This window comes from Ruegeria sp., assembly GCF_965243365.1.
In the GTDB taxonomy this organism is placed as follows: domain Bacteria; phylum Pseudomonadota; class Alphaproteobacteria; order Rhodobacterales; family Rhodobacteraceae; genus Ruegeria.
The window spans coordinates 364,702-383,284 of record NZ_CBDEUW010000002.1; the positions used below are offsets into that span (position 1 = coordinate 364,702).

The 18,583-nt window shown below is 57.4% G+C and carries 25 protein-coding genes; 12 read left to right on the top strand and 13 right to left on the bottom strand.

The annotated features are described in order from the left end of the window. Window positions 1-90 precede the first annotated feature (90 nt). Complete coding sequence (phaZ, locus tag ACP0GE_RS05505; protein WP_424830995.1) at window positions 91-1,362, top strand: polyhydroxyalkanoate depolymerase; 1,272 nt, start codon at window positions 91-93, stop codon at window positions 1,360-1,362. After that, the gene (locus ACP0GE_RS05510; protein ID WP_424830996.1) at window positions 1,359-1,943 is read left to right on the top strand and encodes a DUF6151 family protein; all 585 of its coding nucleotides are present in this window, start codon (window positions 1,359-1,361) and stop codon (window positions 1,941-1,943) included. Before phaZ ends, ACP0GE_RS05510 begins: the two co-directional genes overlap by 4 nt. 16 nt (window positions 1,944-1,959) lie before the next feature. Here the strand turns inward: ACP0GE_RS05510 and ACP0GE_RS05515 are convergent, their stop codons facing one another. The 4 genes from ACP0GE_RS05515 to ACP0GE_RS05530 are packed head-to-tail and all read right to left on the bottom strand — an operon-like array spanning window position 1,960 to window position 4,761. Next, window positions 1,960-2,574 (bottom strand): hypothetical protein, encoded by a 615-nt coding sequence (locus ACP0GE_RS05515; protein WP_424833812.1) that lies wholly within the window; start codon window positions 2,572-2,574, stop codon window positions 1,960-1,962. A gap of 20 nt (window positions 2,575-2,594) precedes the next feature. Further along, the gene (locus tag ACP0GE_RS05520; RefSeq protein ID WP_424830997.1) at window positions 2,595-3,020 is read right to left on the bottom strand and encodes a VOC family protein; all 426 of its coding nucleotides are present in this window, start codon (window positions 3,018-3,020) and stop codon (window positions 2,595-2,597) included. Further along, window positions 3,020-4,012, bottom strand: a complete 993-nt coding sequence (locus ACP0GE_RS05525) for an alpha/beta hydrolase (protein ID WP_424830998.1) — start codon at window positions 4,010-4,012, stop codon at window positions 3,020-3,022. Before ACP0GE_RS05525 ends, ACP0GE_RS05520 begins: the two co-directional genes overlap by 1 nt. Next, window positions 4,012-4,761, bottom strand: a complete 750-nt coding sequence (locus ACP0GE_RS05530) for an alpha/beta fold hydrolase (protein ID WP_424830999.1) — start codon at window positions 4,759-4,761, stop codon at window positions 4,012-4,014. The genes ACP0GE_RS05525 and ACP0GE_RS05530 overlap by 1 nt, the downstream gene beginning before the upstream one ends. Before the next feature lie 211 nt (window positions 4,762-4,972). Between ACP0GE_RS05530 and thrS the strand changes: the two genes are divergently transcribed. The 5 genes from thrS to ACP0GE_RS05555 all read left to right on the top strand — a co-directional run bounded on the left by thrS (window position 4,973) and on the right by ACP0GE_RS05555 (window position 9,658). Continuing rightward, window positions 4,973-6,931 carry a threonine--tRNA ligase gene (gene thrS / locus ACP0GE_RS05535; protein WP_424831000.1) on the top strand — a complete coding sequence of 653 codons (1,959 nt, stop codon included), beginning with the start codon at window positions 4,973-4,975 and terminating at the stop codon, window positions 6,929-6,931. Window positions 6,932-7,152: 221 nt separating this feature from the next. Further along, a complete protein-coding gene (locus ACP0GE_RS05540) occupies window positions 7,153-7,455 on the top strand; it encodes a DUF2282 domain-containing protein (protein ID WP_424831001.1) in 303 nt (100 codons plus the stop codon). Window positions 7,456-7,527: 72 nt separating this feature from the next. Beyond that, window positions 7,528-8,385, top strand: coding sequence for a DUF692 domain-containing protein (locus ACP0GE_RS05545; protein ID WP_424831002.1), 858 nt, complete (start codon window positions 7,528-7,530; stop codon window positions 8,383-8,385). After that, window positions 8,382-9,143 carry a putative DNA-binding domain-containing protein gene (locus ACP0GE_RS05550; RefSeq protein ID WP_424831003.1) on the top strand — a complete coding sequence of 254 codons (762 nt, stop codon included), beginning with the start codon at window positions 8,382-8,384 and terminating at the stop codon, window positions 9,141-9,143. The genes ACP0GE_RS05545 and ACP0GE_RS05550 overlap by 4 nt, the downstream gene beginning before the upstream one ends. Next, window positions 9,140-9,658, top strand: coding sequence for a hypothetical protein (locus ACP0GE_RS05555; RefSeq protein WP_424831004.1), 519 nt, complete (start codon window positions 9,140-9,142; stop codon window positions 9,656-9,658). Before ACP0GE_RS05550 ends, ACP0GE_RS05555 begins: the two co-directional genes overlap by 4 nt. 1 nt (window position 9,659) lies before the next feature. Here the strand turns inward: ACP0GE_RS05555 and ACP0GE_RS05560 are convergent, their stop codons facing one another. Further along, on the bottom strand, window positions 9,660-10,028 hold the full coding sequence (locus tag ACP0GE_RS05560; RefSeq protein ID WP_424831005.1) for a hypothetical protein: 369 nt from the start codon (window positions 10,026-10,028) through the stop codon (window positions 9,660-9,662). 41 nt (window positions 10,029-10,069) lie between these two features. Then, complete coding sequence (locus tag ACP0GE_RS05565; protein ID WP_424831006.1) at window positions 10,070-10,387, bottom strand: arsenate reductase family protein; 318 nt, start codon at window positions 10,385-10,387, stop codon at window positions 10,070-10,072. A gap of 216 nt (window positions 10,388-10,603) precedes the next feature. Between ACP0GE_RS05565 and ACP0GE_RS05570 the strand changes: the two genes are divergently transcribed. Further along, window positions 10,604-10,810 (top strand): cold-shock protein, encoded by a 207-nt coding sequence (locus tag ACP0GE_RS05570; RefSeq protein WP_008758035.1) that lies wholly within the window; start codon window positions 10,604-10,606, stop codon window positions 10,808-10,810. 81 nt (window positions 10,811-10,891) lie between these two features. On the opposite strand, the gene ACP0GE_RS05575 is transcribed toward ACP0GE_RS05570, so the two are convergent. Together ACP0GE_RS05575 and thyX are read right to left on the bottom strand one after the other, a co-directional pair. Further along, window positions 10,892-11,191 carry a hypothetical protein gene (locus tag ACP0GE_RS05575; protein ID WP_424831007.1) on the bottom strand — a complete coding sequence of 100 codons (300 nt, stop codon included), beginning with the start codon at window positions 11,189-11,191 and terminating at the stop codon, window positions 10,892-10,894. A gap of 62 nt (window positions 11,192-11,253) precedes the next feature. After that, the gene (gene thyX, locus ACP0GE_RS05580; RefSeq protein WP_424831008.1) at window positions 11,254-12,165 is read right to left on the bottom strand and encodes an FAD-dependent thymidylate synthase; all 912 of its coding nucleotides are present in this window, start codon (window positions 12,163-12,165) and stop codon (window positions 11,254-11,256) included. Window positions 12,166-12,341: 176 nt separating this feature from the next. Here thyX and ACP0GE_RS05585 point away from each other — a divergent pair, with 176 nt between their 5' ends. Together ACP0GE_RS05585 and ACP0GE_RS05590 are read left to right on the top strand one after the other, a co-directional pair. Then, a complete protein-coding gene (locus ACP0GE_RS05585) occupies window positions 12,342-12,770 on the top strand; it encodes a VOC family protein (RefSeq protein WP_424831009.1) in 429 nt (142 codons plus the stop codon). Then, window positions 12,767-13,459, top strand: coding sequence for a DUF1194 domain-containing protein (locus ACP0GE_RS05590; protein ID WP_424831010.1), 693 nt, complete (start codon window positions 12,767-12,769; stop codon window positions 13,457-13,459). The genes ACP0GE_RS05585 and ACP0GE_RS05590 overlap by 4 nt, the downstream gene beginning before the upstream one ends. A gap of 3 nt (window positions 13,460-13,462) precedes the next feature. Here the strand turns inward: ACP0GE_RS05590 and ACP0GE_RS05595 are convergent, their stop codons facing one another. The 3 genes from ACP0GE_RS05595 to ACP0GE_RS05605 all read right to left on the bottom strand — a co-directional run bounded on the left by ACP0GE_RS05595 (window position 13,463) and on the right by ACP0GE_RS05605 (window position 14,685). After that, window positions 13,463-13,960, bottom strand: coding sequence for a MarR family winged helix-turn-helix transcriptional regulator (locus ACP0GE_RS05595; RefSeq protein ID WP_424831011.1), 498 nt, complete (start codon window positions 13,958-13,960; stop codon window positions 13,463-13,465). A 78-nt stretch (window positions 13,961-14,038) separates the two neighbouring features. After that, complete coding sequence (locus ACP0GE_RS05600; RefSeq protein WP_424831012.1) at window positions 14,039-14,296, bottom strand: succinate dehydrogenase assembly factor 2; 258 nt, start codon at window positions 14,294-14,296, stop codon at window positions 14,039-14,041. Next, entirely contained in the window at window positions 14,293-14,685 is a 393-nt protein-coding gene (locus tag ACP0GE_RS05605; RefSeq protein ID WP_424831013.1) for a helix-turn-helix domain-containing protein, read from the bottom strand. The genes ACP0GE_RS05600 and ACP0GE_RS05605 overlap by 4 nt, the downstream gene beginning before the upstream one ends. Before the next feature lie 91 nt (window positions 14,686-14,776). Between ACP0GE_RS05605 and ACP0GE_RS05610 the strand changes: the two genes are divergently transcribed. Both ACP0GE_RS05610 and ACP0GE_RS05615 read left to right on the top strand, forming a co-directional pair. Further along, window positions 14,777-15,979 carry a pyridoxal phosphate-dependent aminotransferase gene (locus ACP0GE_RS05610; protein WP_424833813.1) on the top strand — a complete coding sequence of 401 codons (1,203 nt, stop codon included), beginning with the start codon at window positions 14,777-14,779 and terminating at the stop codon, window positions 15,977-15,979. 15 nt (window positions 15,980-15,994) lie between these two features. Then, window positions 15,995-16,396, top strand: coding sequence for a hypothetical protein (locus tag ACP0GE_RS05615; protein WP_424831014.1), 402 nt, complete (start codon window positions 15,995-15,997; stop codon window positions 16,394-16,396). 4 nt (window positions 16,397-16,400) lie between these two features. On the opposite strand, the gene ACP0GE_RS05620 is transcribed toward ACP0GE_RS05615, so the two are convergent. Beyond that, window positions 16,401-17,753 carry an MATE family efflux transporter gene (locus ACP0GE_RS05620; RefSeq protein ID WP_424831015.1) on the bottom strand — a complete coding sequence of 451 codons (1,353 nt, stop codon included), beginning with the start codon at window positions 17,751-17,753 and terminating at the stop codon, window positions 16,401-16,403. Window positions 17,754-17,972: 219 nt separating this feature from the next. Then, window positions 17,973-18,581 carry a peroxidase-related enzyme gene (locus tag ACP0GE_RS05625; protein WP_424831016.1) on the bottom strand — a complete coding sequence of 203 codons (609 nt, stop codon included), beginning with the start codon at window positions 18,579-18,581 and terminating at the stop codon, window positions 17,973-17,975. Window positions 18,582-18,583: the final 2 nt, after the last annotated feature.

Here is an 18,583-nt window from a genome sequence, read left to right on the forward strand (position 1 = left end):
TCGCTGCTATGCAGAATAACGTCGTGGGTGCTGGGGGGCAAAGCGACGAATGGTCCGAATTCTCAGGCTGACACGCGGGAGGCCCCATTTATGCGCTACATGATGACCTACGACCTGATGGAAACCATGCGCAACACCAACCAGTGGCTTGGCGCGACAGCCAGCGCGATGGCATCCTATCCCCAGTTCTCGATGATTCCGAACCCCGCTTTCAAATGGATGGCTGCCTGGGGCGAAGTTACCGAGCGCACTTTTCAGCGCATGGTAGTCAAACCCGATTGGGGCATCCGCACCTTTACCTGCGAAGATGGCAAGGACCATCTGGTCGACGTCACCACCGTTCTGGAACGTCCCTTCGGCGATCTGATCCATTTTCGCATCAACGGGCGCAAGCCTCAGCCACGCAAGGTGCTGTTGGTCGCGCCAATGTCGGGACATTACGCGACGCTGTTGCGTTCGACCGTCAAAAGCCTGCTGGTCAATTGCGAAGTCTATATTACCGACTGGCATAACGCGCGTGATATTCCGGTTTCCGAAGGCAAGTTCGATGTCGAGGATTACACGCTTTACCTTGTCGATTTTATGAAAGAGCTGGGGCCGGATACCCATGTGGTCGCTGTTTGCCAGCCTGCCCCGCTGACGCTGGCCGCCACCGCCTATCTGGCTGAGTTGGAACCAAAAGCGCAGCCCAGCACATTGACCCTGATCGGCGGACCAGTTGATCCGGACGCGACCCCGACCGAGGTCACCGATTTCGGGCGCCGCGTGACCATGGGCCAGTTGGAAGAAACGATGATCCAGCGGGTCGGTTTCAAGTACAAGGGCGTGGGCCGCATGGTGTATCCGGGCCTGCTGCAACTGGCCTCGTTCATGTCGATGAACGCGGAGCGCCACAGCAAAGCCTTCTCTGACCAGATACACCGCGTAATTCGGGATGAGGCATCGGACCACGATGCTCACAACCGGTTTTACGACGAATACCTCGCCGTTATGGACATGACAGCCGAGTTCTATCTGTCCACGGTCGAAAGGGTCTTCAAGAACCGTGAAATTGCCCGAAACGAGTTCGTCGTTGCAGGCCACAAGGTGGATATCGGCAAGATCACCGATGTAGCGGTGAAATCGGTCGAAGGCGCAAATGACGACATCTCGGCCCCCGGTCAGTGCATTGCGGCGCTGGACCTGTGCACCGGCCTGCCCGACAGCAAAAAAGCCAACCATGTGGAACCCGGCGCGGGCCATTACGGCATTTTCGCAGGGCGCAGCTGGCGGGACAACATCCGCCCGCTTGTGATTGATTTCATGAATGAAAACAGCCGCAAGTCTCGACGCAAGGCAGCAAACCAGAACAAGGTGGCATGACCGGCAAAGCAGCGAAGGACCTGACCTTTTCCTGCACATGTGGCGCGCTACAAGGCCACATAAGTGCACGCGGTGTAAAATCCGGCACCCATGTCGTTTGTTACTGCCATGATTGCAGGGCAGCCCAGTTATATTTTGGCCAACCCGACCCGGCACCCGGTCCGATTGAGATTCTGCAAACCACTCCGGAAGATATCATCATCGACAAAGGGGCAGAGCATCTGGCTGCAATGCAGCTGAGCCCCAGGGGCATGTTGCGCTGGTACGCAAATTGCTGCAACGCACCGCTTTTGACCACGCCCGGGTCGCCAAGGCTGCCCTTTGGCGGATTCGTCGTCAATCGGCTTGCGGATTCAACGCCATTGGGGCCAGTCACCACCCGAGGGTTTGTACCCGCACCGGGCGGAAAGCAACGGCACGAAAAGCTGCGATATGCAGTTGCGGGTCTGATCAAACGCACGATCGCATCCCGCCTGTCGGGAAGATGGAAGACATCGGCATTCTTCGACCCTGATACCGGCAAGCCCACGGTCACCCCAATCGTTCTGACAAAAGAAGAACGCGCGGCTTTCTACGATTAAGCCTTACGGCCCGGCCTCACGGGAAAGAGATACCCCGAAACGCGGGAAAATCGGCATATCGCTTCTGCCTGACCTCCAAGGGCTCGTCCGGCTCGGCGCCGGGCCTCAACAGACACCCCCTTGGGGCGATATAGCTGTCGATCCGCCTTAAAGGGGACGGTCGCCAGACCAGATTGAACGCACAGAGCTTGGGGAAAAACCAGATCTCGGAATAATCCAAATGGTCGTGCATCCACCACGCCAGATCGCGCCAGTCCCGGTCCTGATCGTATTGACCCGCAAACCATGGGATCACGACCGAGGCCCCCGCAATGCGCGCCTCCCCAATGCCCCGGTCCCAGATATGACACTCCAGCGGATTGTCATTCCGGGCGCAGTTCAGCCGGTTTTCATTCCCGAACCTGTTCAGGGACGGCGACCGATAGCCCGAGCGCACGGCGATCCGACCAAAAGTCTCTTCCAGTGGATCCAGCAGGGTCTTGCAAAACGCCTGCCCGGTTTCGATCGCCAGATCGGGATTGTCGGGGATGTTCTGGAGGCCGTGAAAATTGCCAATCTCGGAATACAGAAAATCCCGCATGAAGAAATGCCGGGACAAACGCACGCGGCCCAGCGTTTCAAGGCTCCACATGCTGCCAGGCCTGCGCATCCTCAATATCCGTTCCAGCGAAACGCACCATCCGGCCCAAGCTTGGAGAACGGGTTGAACGCCACCTCCCAGATCGTTCCTTCAGGTGCGCGGAAATAGCCATGGTGGCCACCCCAGAACACATCCGAAGCAGGTTTCAAAACCTCAGCGCCTGCGTCACCAGCTTTGCTCAATACCTGTGCGACGTCCTCTTTCGAGCGGCAATTATAACTGAGCGTTAACGCCCCCTGCCCCAGCGTCCCAATTTCGACACCGATCTCGTCCGCCAGCGCCGCAAGCGGATACAGGCCCAGCGTCTGGCCGATGAGATCAAACGCGATGACGCCATCTGGGCTTTCGACCCTTTGCCACCCCAGTTTCTCATAAAAACTGGCTGCGACCTCTGGCTCATCAACTCCTACCGTGATCAGGCTGACACGCTGTTCCATTACTCAATTCCCTGTTCCTGCAACCATTCAAGAATACCTGTCACCGCAGCTTCAGTCTGCCCCGGAGACATCAGACGCCCTGCGACCACATGCGACGCCGGATCGTCGCCCGGCCCCATCGTCACAAGATGGACGGTTGCAGATGCCCCCCATGCCTCGGCAACTTTGTGGGTCAAATCCGGGCGCACCACCTGATCGTCATCCGAAAACCAAAACAGCGTAGGAACCAAAGCCTTTGAAAAATCAAGCGAATAGACCTCACTGACCAGCACAGACATGGGCACAACCGCTTCCCAAGGATAGACTACCGTCCAGTACTTGTTCTTCTCGGGGTCCGGTCCCGAAACGTCCCGCTCCGCCCCCATCAGAACCGGAAGCCACTTCCGCGCCCAGGGCAAAGTGGGCACCCAGGCACCCGCCATATTCACTCCGAAGTTGGGTGAAACCATAACCATGGCGGCGACACCCTCACTCAGTTCCGGATTCAGGGCCGCCGCAACGGCCAATGTTGCCCCTGTCGATGTCGCGATCACGATAACCCGATCACCCACAGCCCGCGCGGCAGCAAGCCCCTCGGCCATATCCCGCATCCAGCCCGAGGCTGTTGCCTCGGCCATCGCGCTACTGTCCCGACCATGCCCCTGCAAGCGCGTATAAATCAGATTGGCGCCCAGCGCCTCTGCGACTCTGTCGGGCACAGGGCGTATCTCCTCGGACGAGGCCGAAAATCCATGGACGTAAAGCACAGAATAGGGTGTGCGCTGTTCCTTGAACCCTTCCTGCCAGATCACTCGTTTTTCGACGCCAGGCACGATGTCATCAAAGGCCGCCTCGGTACTTTCGAAATAAACCTGTACGCCTTCACCAAACTTACGCGACTCAAAACTGGGATTCAGGTTCACGTGCTCTCTCGGCCCAAACCAAAAAATCAGCCCGCCAATAACCAGACAGGCCAGCAGTACCCGACCCAGGATCCATCCCAGTCGCCGCATCACTCGGCCCCGATCACATCCAGAACCGCTTGTTCAATCATGCCGAGGCAGGGCCCATCCGAAAATCTGTGATCCGCATCCTTCACAAGGGTCAGACGCATATCCGTGCCTTGCGCATGCTCCAGCAGTCGAACCGCTGTCTCGGTCGATACCGCCGTATCTGCAGTCCCCTGCAGGAACCGAACGGGGAATGGCAGATGCAGCGGAGATCGCAAAACCAACCTTTGACGACCATCCTCGATCATCCGGCGGGTAATCACATATGGCTCCATGTAGTCCGACGGCAATTCCACATGCCCAACCGTATCCAGCGCGGCCTTTTGCGCATCGGTAAAAGATGCCCAATACCCATCCTCGGTAAAATCCGGCGCAGCGGCGATGGTCACCATGCCAGCTACACGTTCTGGCATCTCGCGCACCAGCAGCAATGCCTGCCATCCGCCCATCGAGGACCCAACTACAACCAACGGCCCCTCGGTCAGCGCCGAAACCGCAGCTATCGTGTCTTCGTGCCAGTCACCAATGCACCCGTCGGCAAAAGCCCCTGAGCTTTCCCCATGGCCCGAGTAGTCAAACCGCAAAAACGCCTGTCCGCGCTGACGCGCCCAGGCCTCAAGATATATTGCCTTGGTGCCCTCCATATCCGATTTCAGTCCACCCAGAAAAACAACGGTCGGCCCCGCACCCTCGCTCTTGTGATAGGCCAGTCGCCGCCCCTGCGCGGTTTCCAAAAATTCAGTTGCTGCCATGAAACTCTCTTTCCTTTTGCAGCATCATGCACGCCCGACCCCCAAGTGCAATTCCGCCACCTTCATCTTTTACCAAATACTCCGGGGAGTGTGAGGGGCTGGCCCCTCGCTCCTGCCCTTGACACAGGCACAACCACCTGCCACATGAGCCGAACGCAAATAACCCGCAACCGGGCGTTCAGTGGGCGCCAAACCGACGAGGAGAGCCAATATGGCCCTGGATTCAAAATCCGTCTCACTCACCTTTCCCGATGGCAATGCACGTTCTTACGACGCGGGCGTCACGCCCGCGCAGGTCGCAGCTGATATTTCAACCTCGCTGGCGAAAAAGGCCATCTCGGCCACTGTGAACGGCCAACATTGGGACCTGCAATGGCCCATCGATGTCGACGCCGACCTCGCCATCCACACCATGAAGGATGAGGTTCAAGCGAATGAGCTGATCCGTCACGATCTGGCGCATATCATGGCGCGCGCAGTACAGGAAATCTGGCCGGACACCAAGGTTACCATCGGCCCCGTCATCGAGAACGGCTGGTACTACGATTTCGACCGCGCCGAGCCCTTCACCCCCGAAGACCTCGGCCTGATCGAAAAAAAGATGAAGGAAATCATCAACAAGCGCGACCCAGTGACCACCGAGGTCTGGGACCGTCAGCGCGCGATTGATTTCTACACCGCCAATAACGAGCCCTATAAGGTCGAGCTGATCGAAGCCATCCCCGGGGATGAACCGCTGCGCATGTATTGGCACGGCGATTGGCAGGATTTGTGCCGCGGACCGCATCTGCAGCACACCGGTCAGGTGCCGGGCGACGCGTTCAAACTGATGTCCATCGCGGGCGCCTACTGGCGCGGCGACAGCGACCGCGCCATGCTGCAACGCATCTACGGCGTAGCCTTCACCGGCAAGGAAAAACTGAAAGCCCACCTGCACATGCTGGAGGAAGCCGCCAAGCGCGACCACCGCAAGCTAGGCAAGGAAATGGATCTGTTCCATCTGCAGCCAGAAGCTCCTGGTCAGATTTTCTGGCACCCGAACGGCTGGACCATCTACACCATGCTGCAGGACTATATGCGCCGTCAGCAGAAACGCGGCGGTTATGTCGAGGTCAACACCCCGCAGGTCGTCGACCGCAAATTGTGGGAGGCCTCGGGCCACTGGGATAAGTATCAGGAGAATATGTTCATCGTCGAAGTCGATGAGGAACATGCACGCGACAAGGCGGTCAACGCGCTCAAGCCGATGAACTGCCCCTGCCACGTCGAGATCTTCAAGCAGGGTCTGAAATCCTATCGCGATCTGCCGCTGCGCATGGCCGAGTTCGGATCGTGCAACCGGTACGAACCTTCGGGCGCGCTGCATGGCATCATGCGGGTGCGCGGGTTCACGCAGGACGACGCACATATCTTCTGCACCGAAGATATGATCGCGGATGAGACCAAACTTTTCCTCGACTTCCTGTCCAACGTCTACAAGGATCTCGGGTTTGAGAACTTCAAGGTCAAGTTCTCGGATCGGCCCGAGGTGCGTGCCGGAACCGACGAACAATGGGACAAGGCCGATGAGCTGCTGAAAGCAGCCTGTGACGCGGCAGGATGTGCCTATGACCTAAACCCGGGCGAAGGCGCGTTCTATGGACCCAAGCTGGAGTTTGTTCTGACCGACGCCATCGGGCGCGACTGGCAATGCGGCACCTTGCAGGTGGACTTTATCATCCCCGAGCGTCTGGGGGCGACCTATATCGCTGCTGATGGCGAACGGCACACGCCGGTCATGCTTCACCGCGCCTGCCTTGGCTCGTTCGAACGTTTCATCGGCATCCTGATCGAGGAACACGCGGGCAAGCTACCGTTCTGGCTGGCCCCGCGTCAGGTTGTTGTCGCCTCGATCACATCCGAGGCGGATGACTACGTGATGGAAGTGGTCGAAACCCTGAAAGCTGAAGGTGTCCGGGCCGAAGCTGACGTTCGCAATGAAAAGATCAACTACAAGGTACGTGAGCACTCGTTGGGCAAGGTCCCAATCATTCTGGCCGTGGGCCACCGCGAGGTTGAGGACCGCACCGTCAGCGTCCGCCGACTGGGCGAGAAACAGACACAGGTTCAACCACTTGAAGCTGTAACAATTGAGCTGAGCCGTGCGGCAACCCCGCCGGACCTGCTGTAACATTCGGCAGCAAATTGCCGGGAAACCGGCCCCTTTTGTGGGGCCGATTTGAAATAATTCGAGATTTTTACTTCAAAAACAGATTGTTAACATACAAGGTGTCATGACTAACCCTGACACGCTTGTGAGACACGGGCTCGTGAATTCAACTCTGGCTCACAAGCCACTACCTTTATCATTGTCACAAGCAGACATACCCAGTCATCAAGAGGATTACCGAGATGTCGAACACCGCAAAGTCCCTGGTCATCGCAACCGCAGTTGCAGCCGCTGTATCGGGCGCAGCAACCACCGCAACCGCACAAGCCAAAGAAAAGTGCTATGGCGTTTCGCTGGCCGGTCAGAACGACTGTGCCGCAGGCCCCGGCACAACCTGCGCGGGCACTTCGACCGTTGACTATCAGGGCAACGCCTGGACGTTGGTCGACGCTGGCACTTGCGCCGATATCGAACTGCCTGCCGAAGCAAACGGCACACCACGCAGTGGCTCGCTTGAGCCGTTGGAGCGCGACCTGCCGGCATAAGGCCAGCTCATACGAAGAATTTCGGGGCGGGCCCTTTCGCCCGCCCCTTTGTCGTAAACAGGGAACGCGCTAATGTTGGATGATGCACTCCGGTCAAATCGCCTGCCCGCAGCACCGGGCGTGGGATATAAACCGCAGCATTTCGCGCAGATTCTCGAAAGTGCCAAGCCGGTAGCCTGGCTGGAAATTCACGCTGAAAACTATATGGGCGACGGCGGTCGGCCCCTTGCGCAACTGCGGCATCTTTCCGAACAGTTTCCAATCTCGGTTCATGGCGTTGGCCTCTCCATCGGTGGGGAAACCCCGTTGGACACCGATCATCTTGCACGCCTGAAACATCTGATTGGCTGGCTGAACCCCGCCAGCTTTTCCGAGCATCTGGCCTGGTCCACACACGACAGCCATTTCCTGAACGATCTGCTGCCCCTGCCCTATACCGACGCCACACTGTCGCGGGTCTGCGATCATATCGATCAGGTGCAGGAGGTTGTCGGACGGCAGATGCTTCTTGAAAACCCGTCCAGCTATCTGGCCTTTGAAGAAAGCACCTGGTCCGAGACCGATTTCCTGCGCGAAATAACACGTCGCACCGGCTGCGGTCTGTTGCTGGACGTGAACAACGTGTTTGTGTCGGCAACAAACCTGGACTACGTGCCGCAAGGCTACATTGATGAATATCCTTTGGATCAAGTGGCAGAGATTCACCTGGGCGGTCATGATGAGGACGAAGACGATCACGGCCACCCCCTGCTGATCGACAGCCATGGGCGTGAAGTGGTCGATCCGGTTTGGGCCTTGCTGGATTATGTCCTAGAACGCTCAGGCCCAAAACCCGTGCTGGTCGAATGGGATACGGATGTTCCCGACTGGCCAGTCCTTAGGGCCGAAGCAGAACGCGCGCAGGCAGCACTGGAGCGGGTTCCGGCATGAATGTGTCGCAAACCTCCTTCCATGCGGCCCTTTTGGATGCCAACCTTCCAATACCGGACGGTCTGCGCGATGCAGCGGCACAGCCTGCCGGGCGACGGTTCAGCGTCTATCGCAACAATGTCGCCGTCTCACTGACCGAGGCGATGCACCAGGCCTTTCCCGTTATTACCAAGCTTTTAGGCACCCAGAACATGGATGGTCTGGCCGGGATATTTTTGCGGCAACACCCCCCATCCTCGCCATTGATGATGTTCTATGGTGAGGCCTTTCCAGACTTTCTGGCCGGGATGGAGCAATTGTCTCATCTGGGCTACCTCCCGGACGTTGCCCGCCTGGAATTGGCACTTAGGCGCGCTTATCACGCGGCGGACAGTCAAGCGATAGCCCCCGAGGCGCTGGCCATCCCGCCCGAGGATTTGATGCGGGCAAAACTATCCTTTGCTCCGGCGGCTATGGTCGTCCGGTCGGAATGGCCCATTCACGCAATCTGGCAATACAACACCCAAGCCGATGCGCCCAAACCAACTGCCGGTGCGCAGGATGTTCTGATCACTCGGCCAGAATACGACCCTGCCCCACATGCGCTCCCGTCTGGTGGCGCAGACTGGATCGCGCGCGTTCACGATGGTCAGACCATCGGCGCGGCTTTCGAGGCGACAACCGCAGAAATCCCCGAATTTGACCTAGGAACCACTCTGGCACTGCTTTTGCAGGGCGGTGCAATAACTTCCGTGACTATCGAAAGGCTGGACACATGACTGCCCTGATCTCAACCTACAACAACTCGATGGAAAAAGTGGACCACGCGTCCGGCTGGCTGACACCGACCTTGGCACGGCTGGTTTTTATCGCGGTGCTGCTGGTCTACTACTGGAACTCAGCAATGCTGAAGATAGACGGATCGATCTTTTCCCCATCAGCGGGCGCTTTCGGTCAGATCTTTCCCAAGGCTGCCGAGGCGGTGTTGTACGATGTGACTCAGATGACGATTTTCCAGCGCATCGTCATCTTCTTTGGCACGGTTGCGGAATTCGTGCTGCCTGCCCTTCTTCTGGTCGGCCTTCTGACACGTCTTGCTGCGCTGGGCATGATCGGTTTTGTCTGGGTCCAAACCATCGTTGATGCAACGGGGCACGGGATCAATCTGGGAAGATTGTTCGATAACGCAATTTCCCTGATGGATCAGCGCGTTATGTGGACGTTCATGCTGTTGGTGATCGTGATAAACGGCGCAGGTCCCATCTCACTGGATCGTCTCCTGCGCCTGAAATAACCTAAAAATGTGCCTTGGGCTCGTCCGGTTTTCCCGCGGCCAGCCCAAGGACCCCTGCCACAGCGGCAAAGGCAATCGGGAACATGGTGAAGACGCCAAAGCCGAATGCGTAATACATGCCCGCCGCCGAGAGCAGCAGCAAGATTCCACCTACCAAAGCGCGCGACAGCGCCATTGCACCACCGGCTATGGCCAGCAGAGGTGCCAGAATCGAAGCCGCCTGAATGAGTTCCGGGTTCTCGACCTGTTCAGCAAGCCCCTCAATCTCGCCGAAACGGTCGACCAGTTCGACAAAACCATATCCAAAAAAACCGACAATCATTCCGATCAAACCGGCGATGACGCCCAATATCATTGCAGCGTTACGCATACGCAAATCTCCAAAGTTGCAGATATCAGATATGTGGTGCGTCAGGCGACGCCAAGACCCCGGCGGGTTTCATCCGTCCAGCCCAGAAACAAATCCCCCTCAGCCTCGATCAAAGGTCGTTTCATCAATGCCGGATGCTCGGCCATCAGTTCCAAAGGCGCACGAGACCGGTCATTTTCACCCAGTCCGCGCCAGGTGGTTGACCGGGTATTGAGCAAGGCTTTGCCGAATTTCCCGTAGGCGGCCGACATCACAGAGTCCGGCACACCTTGCACACGGATATCAACAAACTCAGCATTAGGAAGTGATTTCAAAGCCTTGCGGCAGGTGTCGCAGGTTTTCAAGCCGTATAGGCGCATGATTAGGTCGATCCCGTATTTGATGCAAAATTGGGCAAAATGAAAAGCTTACCCCAGTTATTCTTGATTTTTTACTTCACCGTGCAATGTTGAAAAAGACGAAACACGCAATTCGGGCCGTCTCGTGTGGACGAAACAGTGATGTGTTGCGGTCGCGTCAACCACTACCCCCGCCAATTTGGGGGAGAACGTGTAAGTAGGAAGGAGACACGGGAAATGCCAACCGGCACCGTGAAATGGTTTAATACAACCAAAGGCTATGGGTTTATCGCCCCCGATGAAGGCGGCAAGGACGTGTTTGTTCATATCTCAGCCGTGGAACGATCCGGTCTGACCGGGCTCGCTGATAATCAGAAAGTCTCGTACGAGTTGCAGGACGGACGTGACGGTCGTCAGATGGCGGCTGATTTGAAGCCATTATAAATTTGCTCTCGCCACAGGTGGGACAATTCAAAGAAGGTTAGCGGCCAATTTCCGGCCGTTGACCACTCTTCTCAGGAACGTTTACCCTCGTGCAGGATCTTCCTTGGCATGGGTAAACCAGTCTTCGCCCATCGCAACGATACAGGACGTACCCGTAGCGTAGGTGATGACCAGGGTCCAATCGCCGGATTCACTGGTCCAGACTTCCATGATCTGTTCAGGACCACGCATGCCGGATGCCGCTTGCTGCGACCTGAATTGCTGCGCCAGTTTGTCGTGCATCCGGCCTGTAGGTTCGCAGATCACCTCGGCAATAGGCGACTGAGCAATGGCTGGAACAGCCAGCATTGCGGCAAGCGCGGCATTGCGAATATGGGCCATCATTGTCATGCATTAAATGTAACAGATACATGACACTTCGTATAGACAAATGATATGCGAAATCAGCTTTCGCGGATCACATCCTGAAACTCACGCCATTCGCGAGCCGTCAGACCTGAGGTTTCCTGCGTGACATCCTCTCCGGTCAGCATGCGACGCAAACAGTTCACCATCTGAGCGGACAGGTTGACCGCTCCCAGCCGGTAATCCTCGAACGCGCGATAGGCGAAAGGAACCCAGTCGGCGACGATCTTGCACATGGTTTCGGCGTAAACGCGGATTTCATACTGGGCATGAGGATCAGCGCGCAGGCGCAGGAAATGGAACAGGTTGTGCAGGTCCACCTTCCAATACCACTGTGTGTAGACATTCGCAGGCAGGTTCATCCGCGCCAATTCACGGGCCAGCCCCTGCTGGCCGTCCTGATTGATCATCGCCTCATAATTGTCATAGCAGCGCGTGCTGTCCGCCTTGAGGATTTCCAGCACGCGTGCGGCCTCTTCCCCCTGCAACGCGTCACCGCGGCCCTGATTGTTTACCTCGGACTGTGCGGCGACGTGTTCCGGCGCGGGGATATAGAACTCCCGATCCAGGATCGAATAGCGGGCCGAGTATTCATTCACATTTGCCGTCCGGTGCCGAATCCATTGGCGCGCCACAAAAACCGGCAGTTTTACGTGCAGCTTGACCTCGCACATCTCAAACGGAGTCGAATGCCAGTGCCGCATCAGATAGCGGATCAGACCTTCGTCATTCTGTACCGACTTGGTGCCTTTGCCGTAAGAAACACGGGCCGCCTGACAGATCGCCGCGTCGTCCCCCATATAGTCGATGACACGCACAAAACCGTGGTCCAGCACCTGATGCGCGCTGTACAGGTGATCCTCCATGCCCTCGGCCACGACACGGCGCGTCGTCTGCGTTTGCGCGCGTTGTGCTTCGATCTCGGCCAGTTGGTCGGACGACAAAGGCATGGAACTCTCCTTTCGATCAATGAGTCGTGATCTACTATATATCGACACTGTGACCATCGGAACCGCGATATCTTCGCACATCCGTCAATTTTGCGAATCCCCTTTCACGACGCACTCGACAGGCGGGATCGGCGCGCTAATGTGCAAGCAACCCCAAGTATCGAAAGGAAGCCACGATGGCGCTGACATATCTTCACACCATGGTCCGCGTGAAGGATCTGGAGAAATCCATGGCGTTCTACAAGCTGCTGGGCCTTCAGGAAACCCGCCGCTATGACAGCGAGGCCGGGCGTTTCTCGTTAATCTTCCTGGCACCTCCTGGGCAAGAGAATGCGCCGATCGAACTGACATATAATTGGGACGGAGACGACGAACTGCCCGGTGACAGCCGCCATTTCGGCCACCTCGCTTATGGTGTCGACAATATCTACGAGGTTTGCCAGCACCTTCAGGACAATGGCATTGTGATCAATCGTCCGCCGCGAGACGGGCGCATGGCCTTTGTGCGATCCCCTGATAATATCTCGGTCGAGCTGTTGCAGAACGGGGCGGCGTTAGAACCTGCCGAGCCTTGGGTCAGCATGGAAAGCACCGGGCACTGGTGATCCGTTGGGGCATAGCGTTGTGGCTGGCGTTTTCCGCCAGCCCTCTTTCGGCCACGGAATGCCGTCTGGCGCTTGCGCTTGCGTTGGATATTTCATCATCCGTTGACGCAACCGAGGACACTTTGCAACGGCAAGGCGTCGCTGCCGCCTTGATCGCGCCCGAGGTTGAAGAAGCGTTTTTTGAATCACCGCTGCCGGTGGCAATTGCCGTCTATGAATGGTCGGGTAATTTCAATCAGGTTCTTCTGCTGGATTGGACGGTGATCGAAACCCGCGCCGATCTGGTAACCGCTGCATATCAGATCGGGCAATCCAAACGGTCCGCCAACGACTCACCGACGGCGATGGGCCACGCCCTGGCTTATGGTTCAAGGCTTTTGGAACGCGCGCCGCGCTGCCTGTTCAACACAATCGATCTGTCAGGGGACGGAATAAACAACAACGGGTACGGGCCAAGAACCGCATACAAGCATTTTCCCTTCGACACGATCACGGTCAACGGGTTGGTAATCAATGCCGCCGATTTCGAAGGTGAAATCGACCTGATTCCGTTCTTTCAGGAAAATGTTCTACACGGCCCCGGTGCATTTCTGGAGATCGCAGACGGCTTCAAAGACTTTGAACGCGCCATGCGCCGCAAACTGGAGAGAGAACTGAGGGGAGCGGTTTTGTCCGAACTCCGCCCATAAGCTTCAGTAGATATATCTGATCTGATCGGTCCAGTACCGCTCGACCCGCCGCAAAGACCCGGTGATGTCTTCAATCCCATCCAACGCCAGAACGCCCCGGTTTTGCAGCCCGTCAGCATGGCGCGCAAAAAGCTCTGACACGATATCCCGAATCTCGCGCCCACGCGGGGTCAGCCGAACCCTGACCGAACGGCGGTCAATCTCGCAGCGCTGGTGGTGCATATAACCCATCTCGACCAGCTTCTTGAGGTTATAGCTGACATTGCTGCCTTGATAGTATCCACGGCTTTTCAGCTCACCCGCGGTGACTTCGTGGTCGCCGATATTGAACAGCAACAAGGCCTGTACCGCGTTGATCTCCAGGACACCGACGCGTTCAAACTCATCCTTGATGACGTCCAACAGCAAGCGGTGCAACCGCTCGACCAACGCCAGCGCCTCCAGATAGCTGGACATAAAACCCTTGGTCCCCTGCCCGAAGACCTGCGTTTCCATACTCATACGATCCTCCGATTCACTCGCGTCGTTTAGGGCACAGTGACGCGAATTCCCGAAAAATCAGTTAAGCTGGATTTTTGCCTATTTTTGAAAAGTTTGGGCAATGTCACCGATCAAATCAGACAGTGCTGCCGGTGCCGCTGCCTGACCTGTGACCCATTGGTACAGGTCCTGATCGTTTTCGCGCAGCAGAGCATCATAGGTGTCCAGCGCTGCCGCATCCATGCTGTCCAGATGGCGGTCGGCATAGGCGGACAGGATCAAATCCATCTCTTTGATGCCACGCCGCATCGACCGCATTTTCATACGTTTGATCCGCGTCTCGCGGGTTTCGGTCATTCGCTTGGTTCCAACTGTTTGCGCAGCGCTTTTTCAACACGGGCCAGCCGTTCGGCACTTGCGCGCATCTCACCGCGAATTGAGCGGATTTCGGCAACCAAAGGGCCCAGCTCTGTTCCGGCAAGGCCCATTGCGTCGGGCGCGTCCATGCCTTCACCCTCTCCGGTGATAAGCCACATGATCGAAACGTTCAGCATCCCAGCCATCATTGACAGCTTGTTGGCGCGCGGTTCGGACAGATCGTCCTCCCACGAAACAATTGTGGCTTTCTTGACCCCAAGGCGGCGCGCCAGCTGAGCCTGGCTCATTCCCGCCGCTTCGCGTGCCCCGGCAACACGATCCCCAAAGGTTGCCGCGTCTGGTCCGAACCAGTCGGTTTCATCGTTCATCGCGGTCTCCTGCACCTGCATCCTGTATCCCTTGATCGTTGCCCGGGCGCACCCTATGACAGTCAGGAACAACATACAAACCGAGGCAGCCATGACTTTCCTGTCTGCGACATTGTCGCGCGTAAAACCCTCTCCGACCATCGCGATGTCAGCGAAAGCGGCTGAGTTGAAAGAGGCCGGGCGTGATGTCATCGGGCTGAGCGCGGGTGAGCCGGATTTCGACACGCCACAGAACATCAAAGACGCTGCTGTAGCCGCGATTGCAGCAGGCAAGACGAAATACACTGCCCCGGACGGCATCCCGGAATTGAAACAGGCGGCCTGCGCCAAAATGAAGCGCGATCATGGGCTGGATTATACCCCGGCCCAGATTTCGGTGGGCACCGGCGGAAAGCAAACGCTTTATAACGCACTGATGGCGACAATGAATGAGGGGGATGAGGTTATCATCCCCGCCCCCTATTGGGTCAGCTACCCGGATATGGTTCTGCTGGCAGGCGGAACCCCTGTCGTGGTCGAAACCAGATTAGAGAACAGTTTCAAGCTGACCGCCGAACAATTGGAGGCGGCAATCACGCCCAAAACAAAATGGCTTATCTTTAATTCGCCATCGAACCCAACGGGCGCAGGATACAGCCGCACAGAGCTCAAGGCGTTGACGGATGTGCTGATGCGGCATCCCCAGGTTTGGATCATGTCCGACGATATGTATGAACACCTGGCCTATGATGGGTTCGAATTCTGCACCCCGGCCGAGGTAGAGCCGGGACTTTATGATCGGACGCTCACCTGCAACGGCGTCTCCAAAGCTTATGCCATGACCGGCTGGCGCATTGGCTATGCCGCTGGTCCGGTCGAGATCATCGCAGCCATGCGCAAGATCCAGTCTCAATCAACCTCGAACCCCTGCTCGGTCAGCCAGTGGGCGGCGGTTGAGGCACTGAACGGCACGCAGGACTTTCTGGCCCCAAATGCTGAAACCTTCAAACGGCGCCGCGATCTGGTGGTCGGCATGCTGAACGAAATCGACGGGATCTCGTGCCCGACACCAGAGGGCGCGTTCTATGTCTACCCGTCAATCTCGGGTCTGATTGGCAAGACAACACCTGCCGGTACGATCATCGATACTGACGAAACCTTTGCCAATGCCCTGCTGGAAGAGGCCGACGTAGCCGTGGTCTTTGGTGCGGCCTTCGGCTTATCACCCAATTTCCGGGTCAGCTATGCGACCTCGGACGAAGCACTGAAGGAAGCCTGCACCCGCATCCAGAGGTTCTGCGCCGCCCTGACCTAAACCCCGGAGACCCGCATGACAGCCGAACTGCCCGAGTTTTATTTTCGTGTTCGTGAAAACGGTGCGGCTGTGTTTCGTGTTTCCGCAGACAATCCTCAGCATCGGATTGAGATGACCCAGATCGCGGTCGTCAACATCCGCAATGGTGAGGTCAAGCCCAACGGTCAACATGTGCTGACCGAAACCGAGACCGCCGAAATCAGACGATGGATGGAGGAACGTGGGGCACTGCTGGAAAAGCGTGGCATGGACGACATACAGCGTGCGGTGGACACCCTGAACCTGACCACCCAGTGGGCGCAATCCAAGGCGTCAGACGCCCAGTTGGACGAGGTCACCGACCGTTTGCTGATGGCAATGCACGACCTGCGCACCGTACTGGTGCGCAAAAAGGCGGACCGTCTGACCAAAGGCTGACGGCTTAAACCGCCTGTACCGGAATCTCCCGCACGGATCGCAGCCAGAACCGGGCCATCAGCAACACGGCGGCAAAGGCAAGGCCCAGCACCAGGCCCAGCCAGACACCGATTCCGTCCATTCCCCGAATAAAGCCAAAGTAGTACGAGGCCGGAATCCCGATGACCCAATAGCTGAGGGCAGCCATGACCATTGGCACCTTGGCGTCCTGAAGGCCGCGCAAAAGACCCAAGGCAATGACCTGCGCGCCGTCCACCAACTGAAACAATGCCGCCATGGCCAGCAGGCCGACGCCGATGGCCACAATAAGCGGTCGCTGCGGATCATCCGGTTCGATGAAAAGTGAAATCAGCGGATCGGCGCACGTCAGGAACAGCACTATGGTCAGGGCCGACATCACCAGTGACATTCCCGTCACCGCGATGGCCCCTTTTTCAAGATGCGCCCGGTCACGACGACCCAGCGCATTGCCGGCACGGATTGTCGCCACGTTGGACAAACCCAGATGCACCATAAAGGTGGCCGAGGCCAAGTTCAGCGCGATCCCATGTGCCGCCAGCGGCACCTGCCCCAGCCAACCCATCATCACGGCAGACGTCGCAAACAGTGAAACCTCGGCCAGGGTCGTCAGACCGATGGGAACGCCAAGGCGCAGAACGCTCAGGAACATCTCCCAGTCCGGACGCCAGAAGCGTTGGAACAGGCCATGTTCCGGCAGCGCACGGATGGCGTAAATCACCACACAAACCAGCGAGACCAACTGTGTGACGACCGATGCGATGGCTGCACCGGTCACCCCCAACTCGGGCGCGCCCCAGTTGCCGAAGATGAACGCATAGTTCGTCAGCCCGTTCACCAGCGCCGCAAGCACCGTGATCCATAAGACGATCTGCGTCCGCTCCAAGGCTGCCAGATAGGACTTTAGCACCATAACCAGCAAAGCCGGGAACAGTCCCCATCCGGCGACCCGCAGATATTGCGAGGCGGTGGCCGCAACCTCTGGCTCTTGCTTCAAGGCGATCAGAACCGGGTAGGACCACCAGAGCAGAGGCATGACGACCGATGCATAAAGCAGCGATAACCACAGCCCCATGCGGGTCGACCTTCGAATGCTGGTCTCATCATCTTCAGCAGCGGCTGTGGCCACCATCGGCATGACCGCCCAACCGAATCCGGCGCCAAACAGGAACAGAACAAAGAAATAACTGTTGGCCAGAGTTACCGCGGCCAACGCCTCGACCCCATACCATCCAAGCATGATCGTATCGGTCAGCCCGATCGCGAACTGCGCCAGATGCCCCCCAATCAGCGGCAGGCCCAGCACGGCAATCGCGCGACAATGGGCAGGATATGTCATCACCTTCGTCATCCCGCCAGCCTTAGGCCTGCCCCGCAGCAGAAACAAGAGAGGAACCAATTTATTTCAAGATGAGACTTTTGCCGATGATTTCCCACCCGGCCTTTTGATCCAGGGCACCCCTGGCGAACGTTCTGTAAGCGCCATCGTCGAAAGGCAAACGGGTTAATTCACAGATATTGCCTGCATATGTGAAACCGTAAAACCGGGGACAGGCACCTAACGATGCCCCCAATCCTCTGGATTGTCGGAATTGTTGGGCGAAAGGCCCAGGACGTCTCCTTCGGTCGAACATCCCAGTCCCAACACGGTTCGATTGGCATATGAGAAATAGGCGCAAACTTGGTTGATCTCGAGGATCTCACCATCCTCCCAACCCGCATCGCGCAGGGCAATCACGTCCGCCTCGTTCAGGTCCGCCGGAGTTTCAGTCAGTTTACGCGCGTAATGCATCGCCGCCTTTTGCGCTTCACTCAACGGAGCATCCTCGGGCGTCTCTGCCTCAATCGCGGACCGAATGGCGTCCCCCCGCGGTTGATCATCCAATAGGCGCTGCAAACCGCTGAAGTGATGTTCCACGCAGTATGAGCAGCGATTCAGCGCACTGACCCAAACACCAAGCGTTTCCAGAAACCATTTGGGGATTTTATTGGCCGAATGGTGCAGGACATTCTTATACAGCGCCATATGGCCTTCCATCGAATGCGGACGCAGCGAATGTGCCATCATGATGTTGTCGACGTTGTTGTCGGGCCCGGTGACCCGTTCATAGAGTTTCTTAAGCTTACCCGTCGCTTCTTCGAACGGTACAGTCTTGATCCAGCTCATCA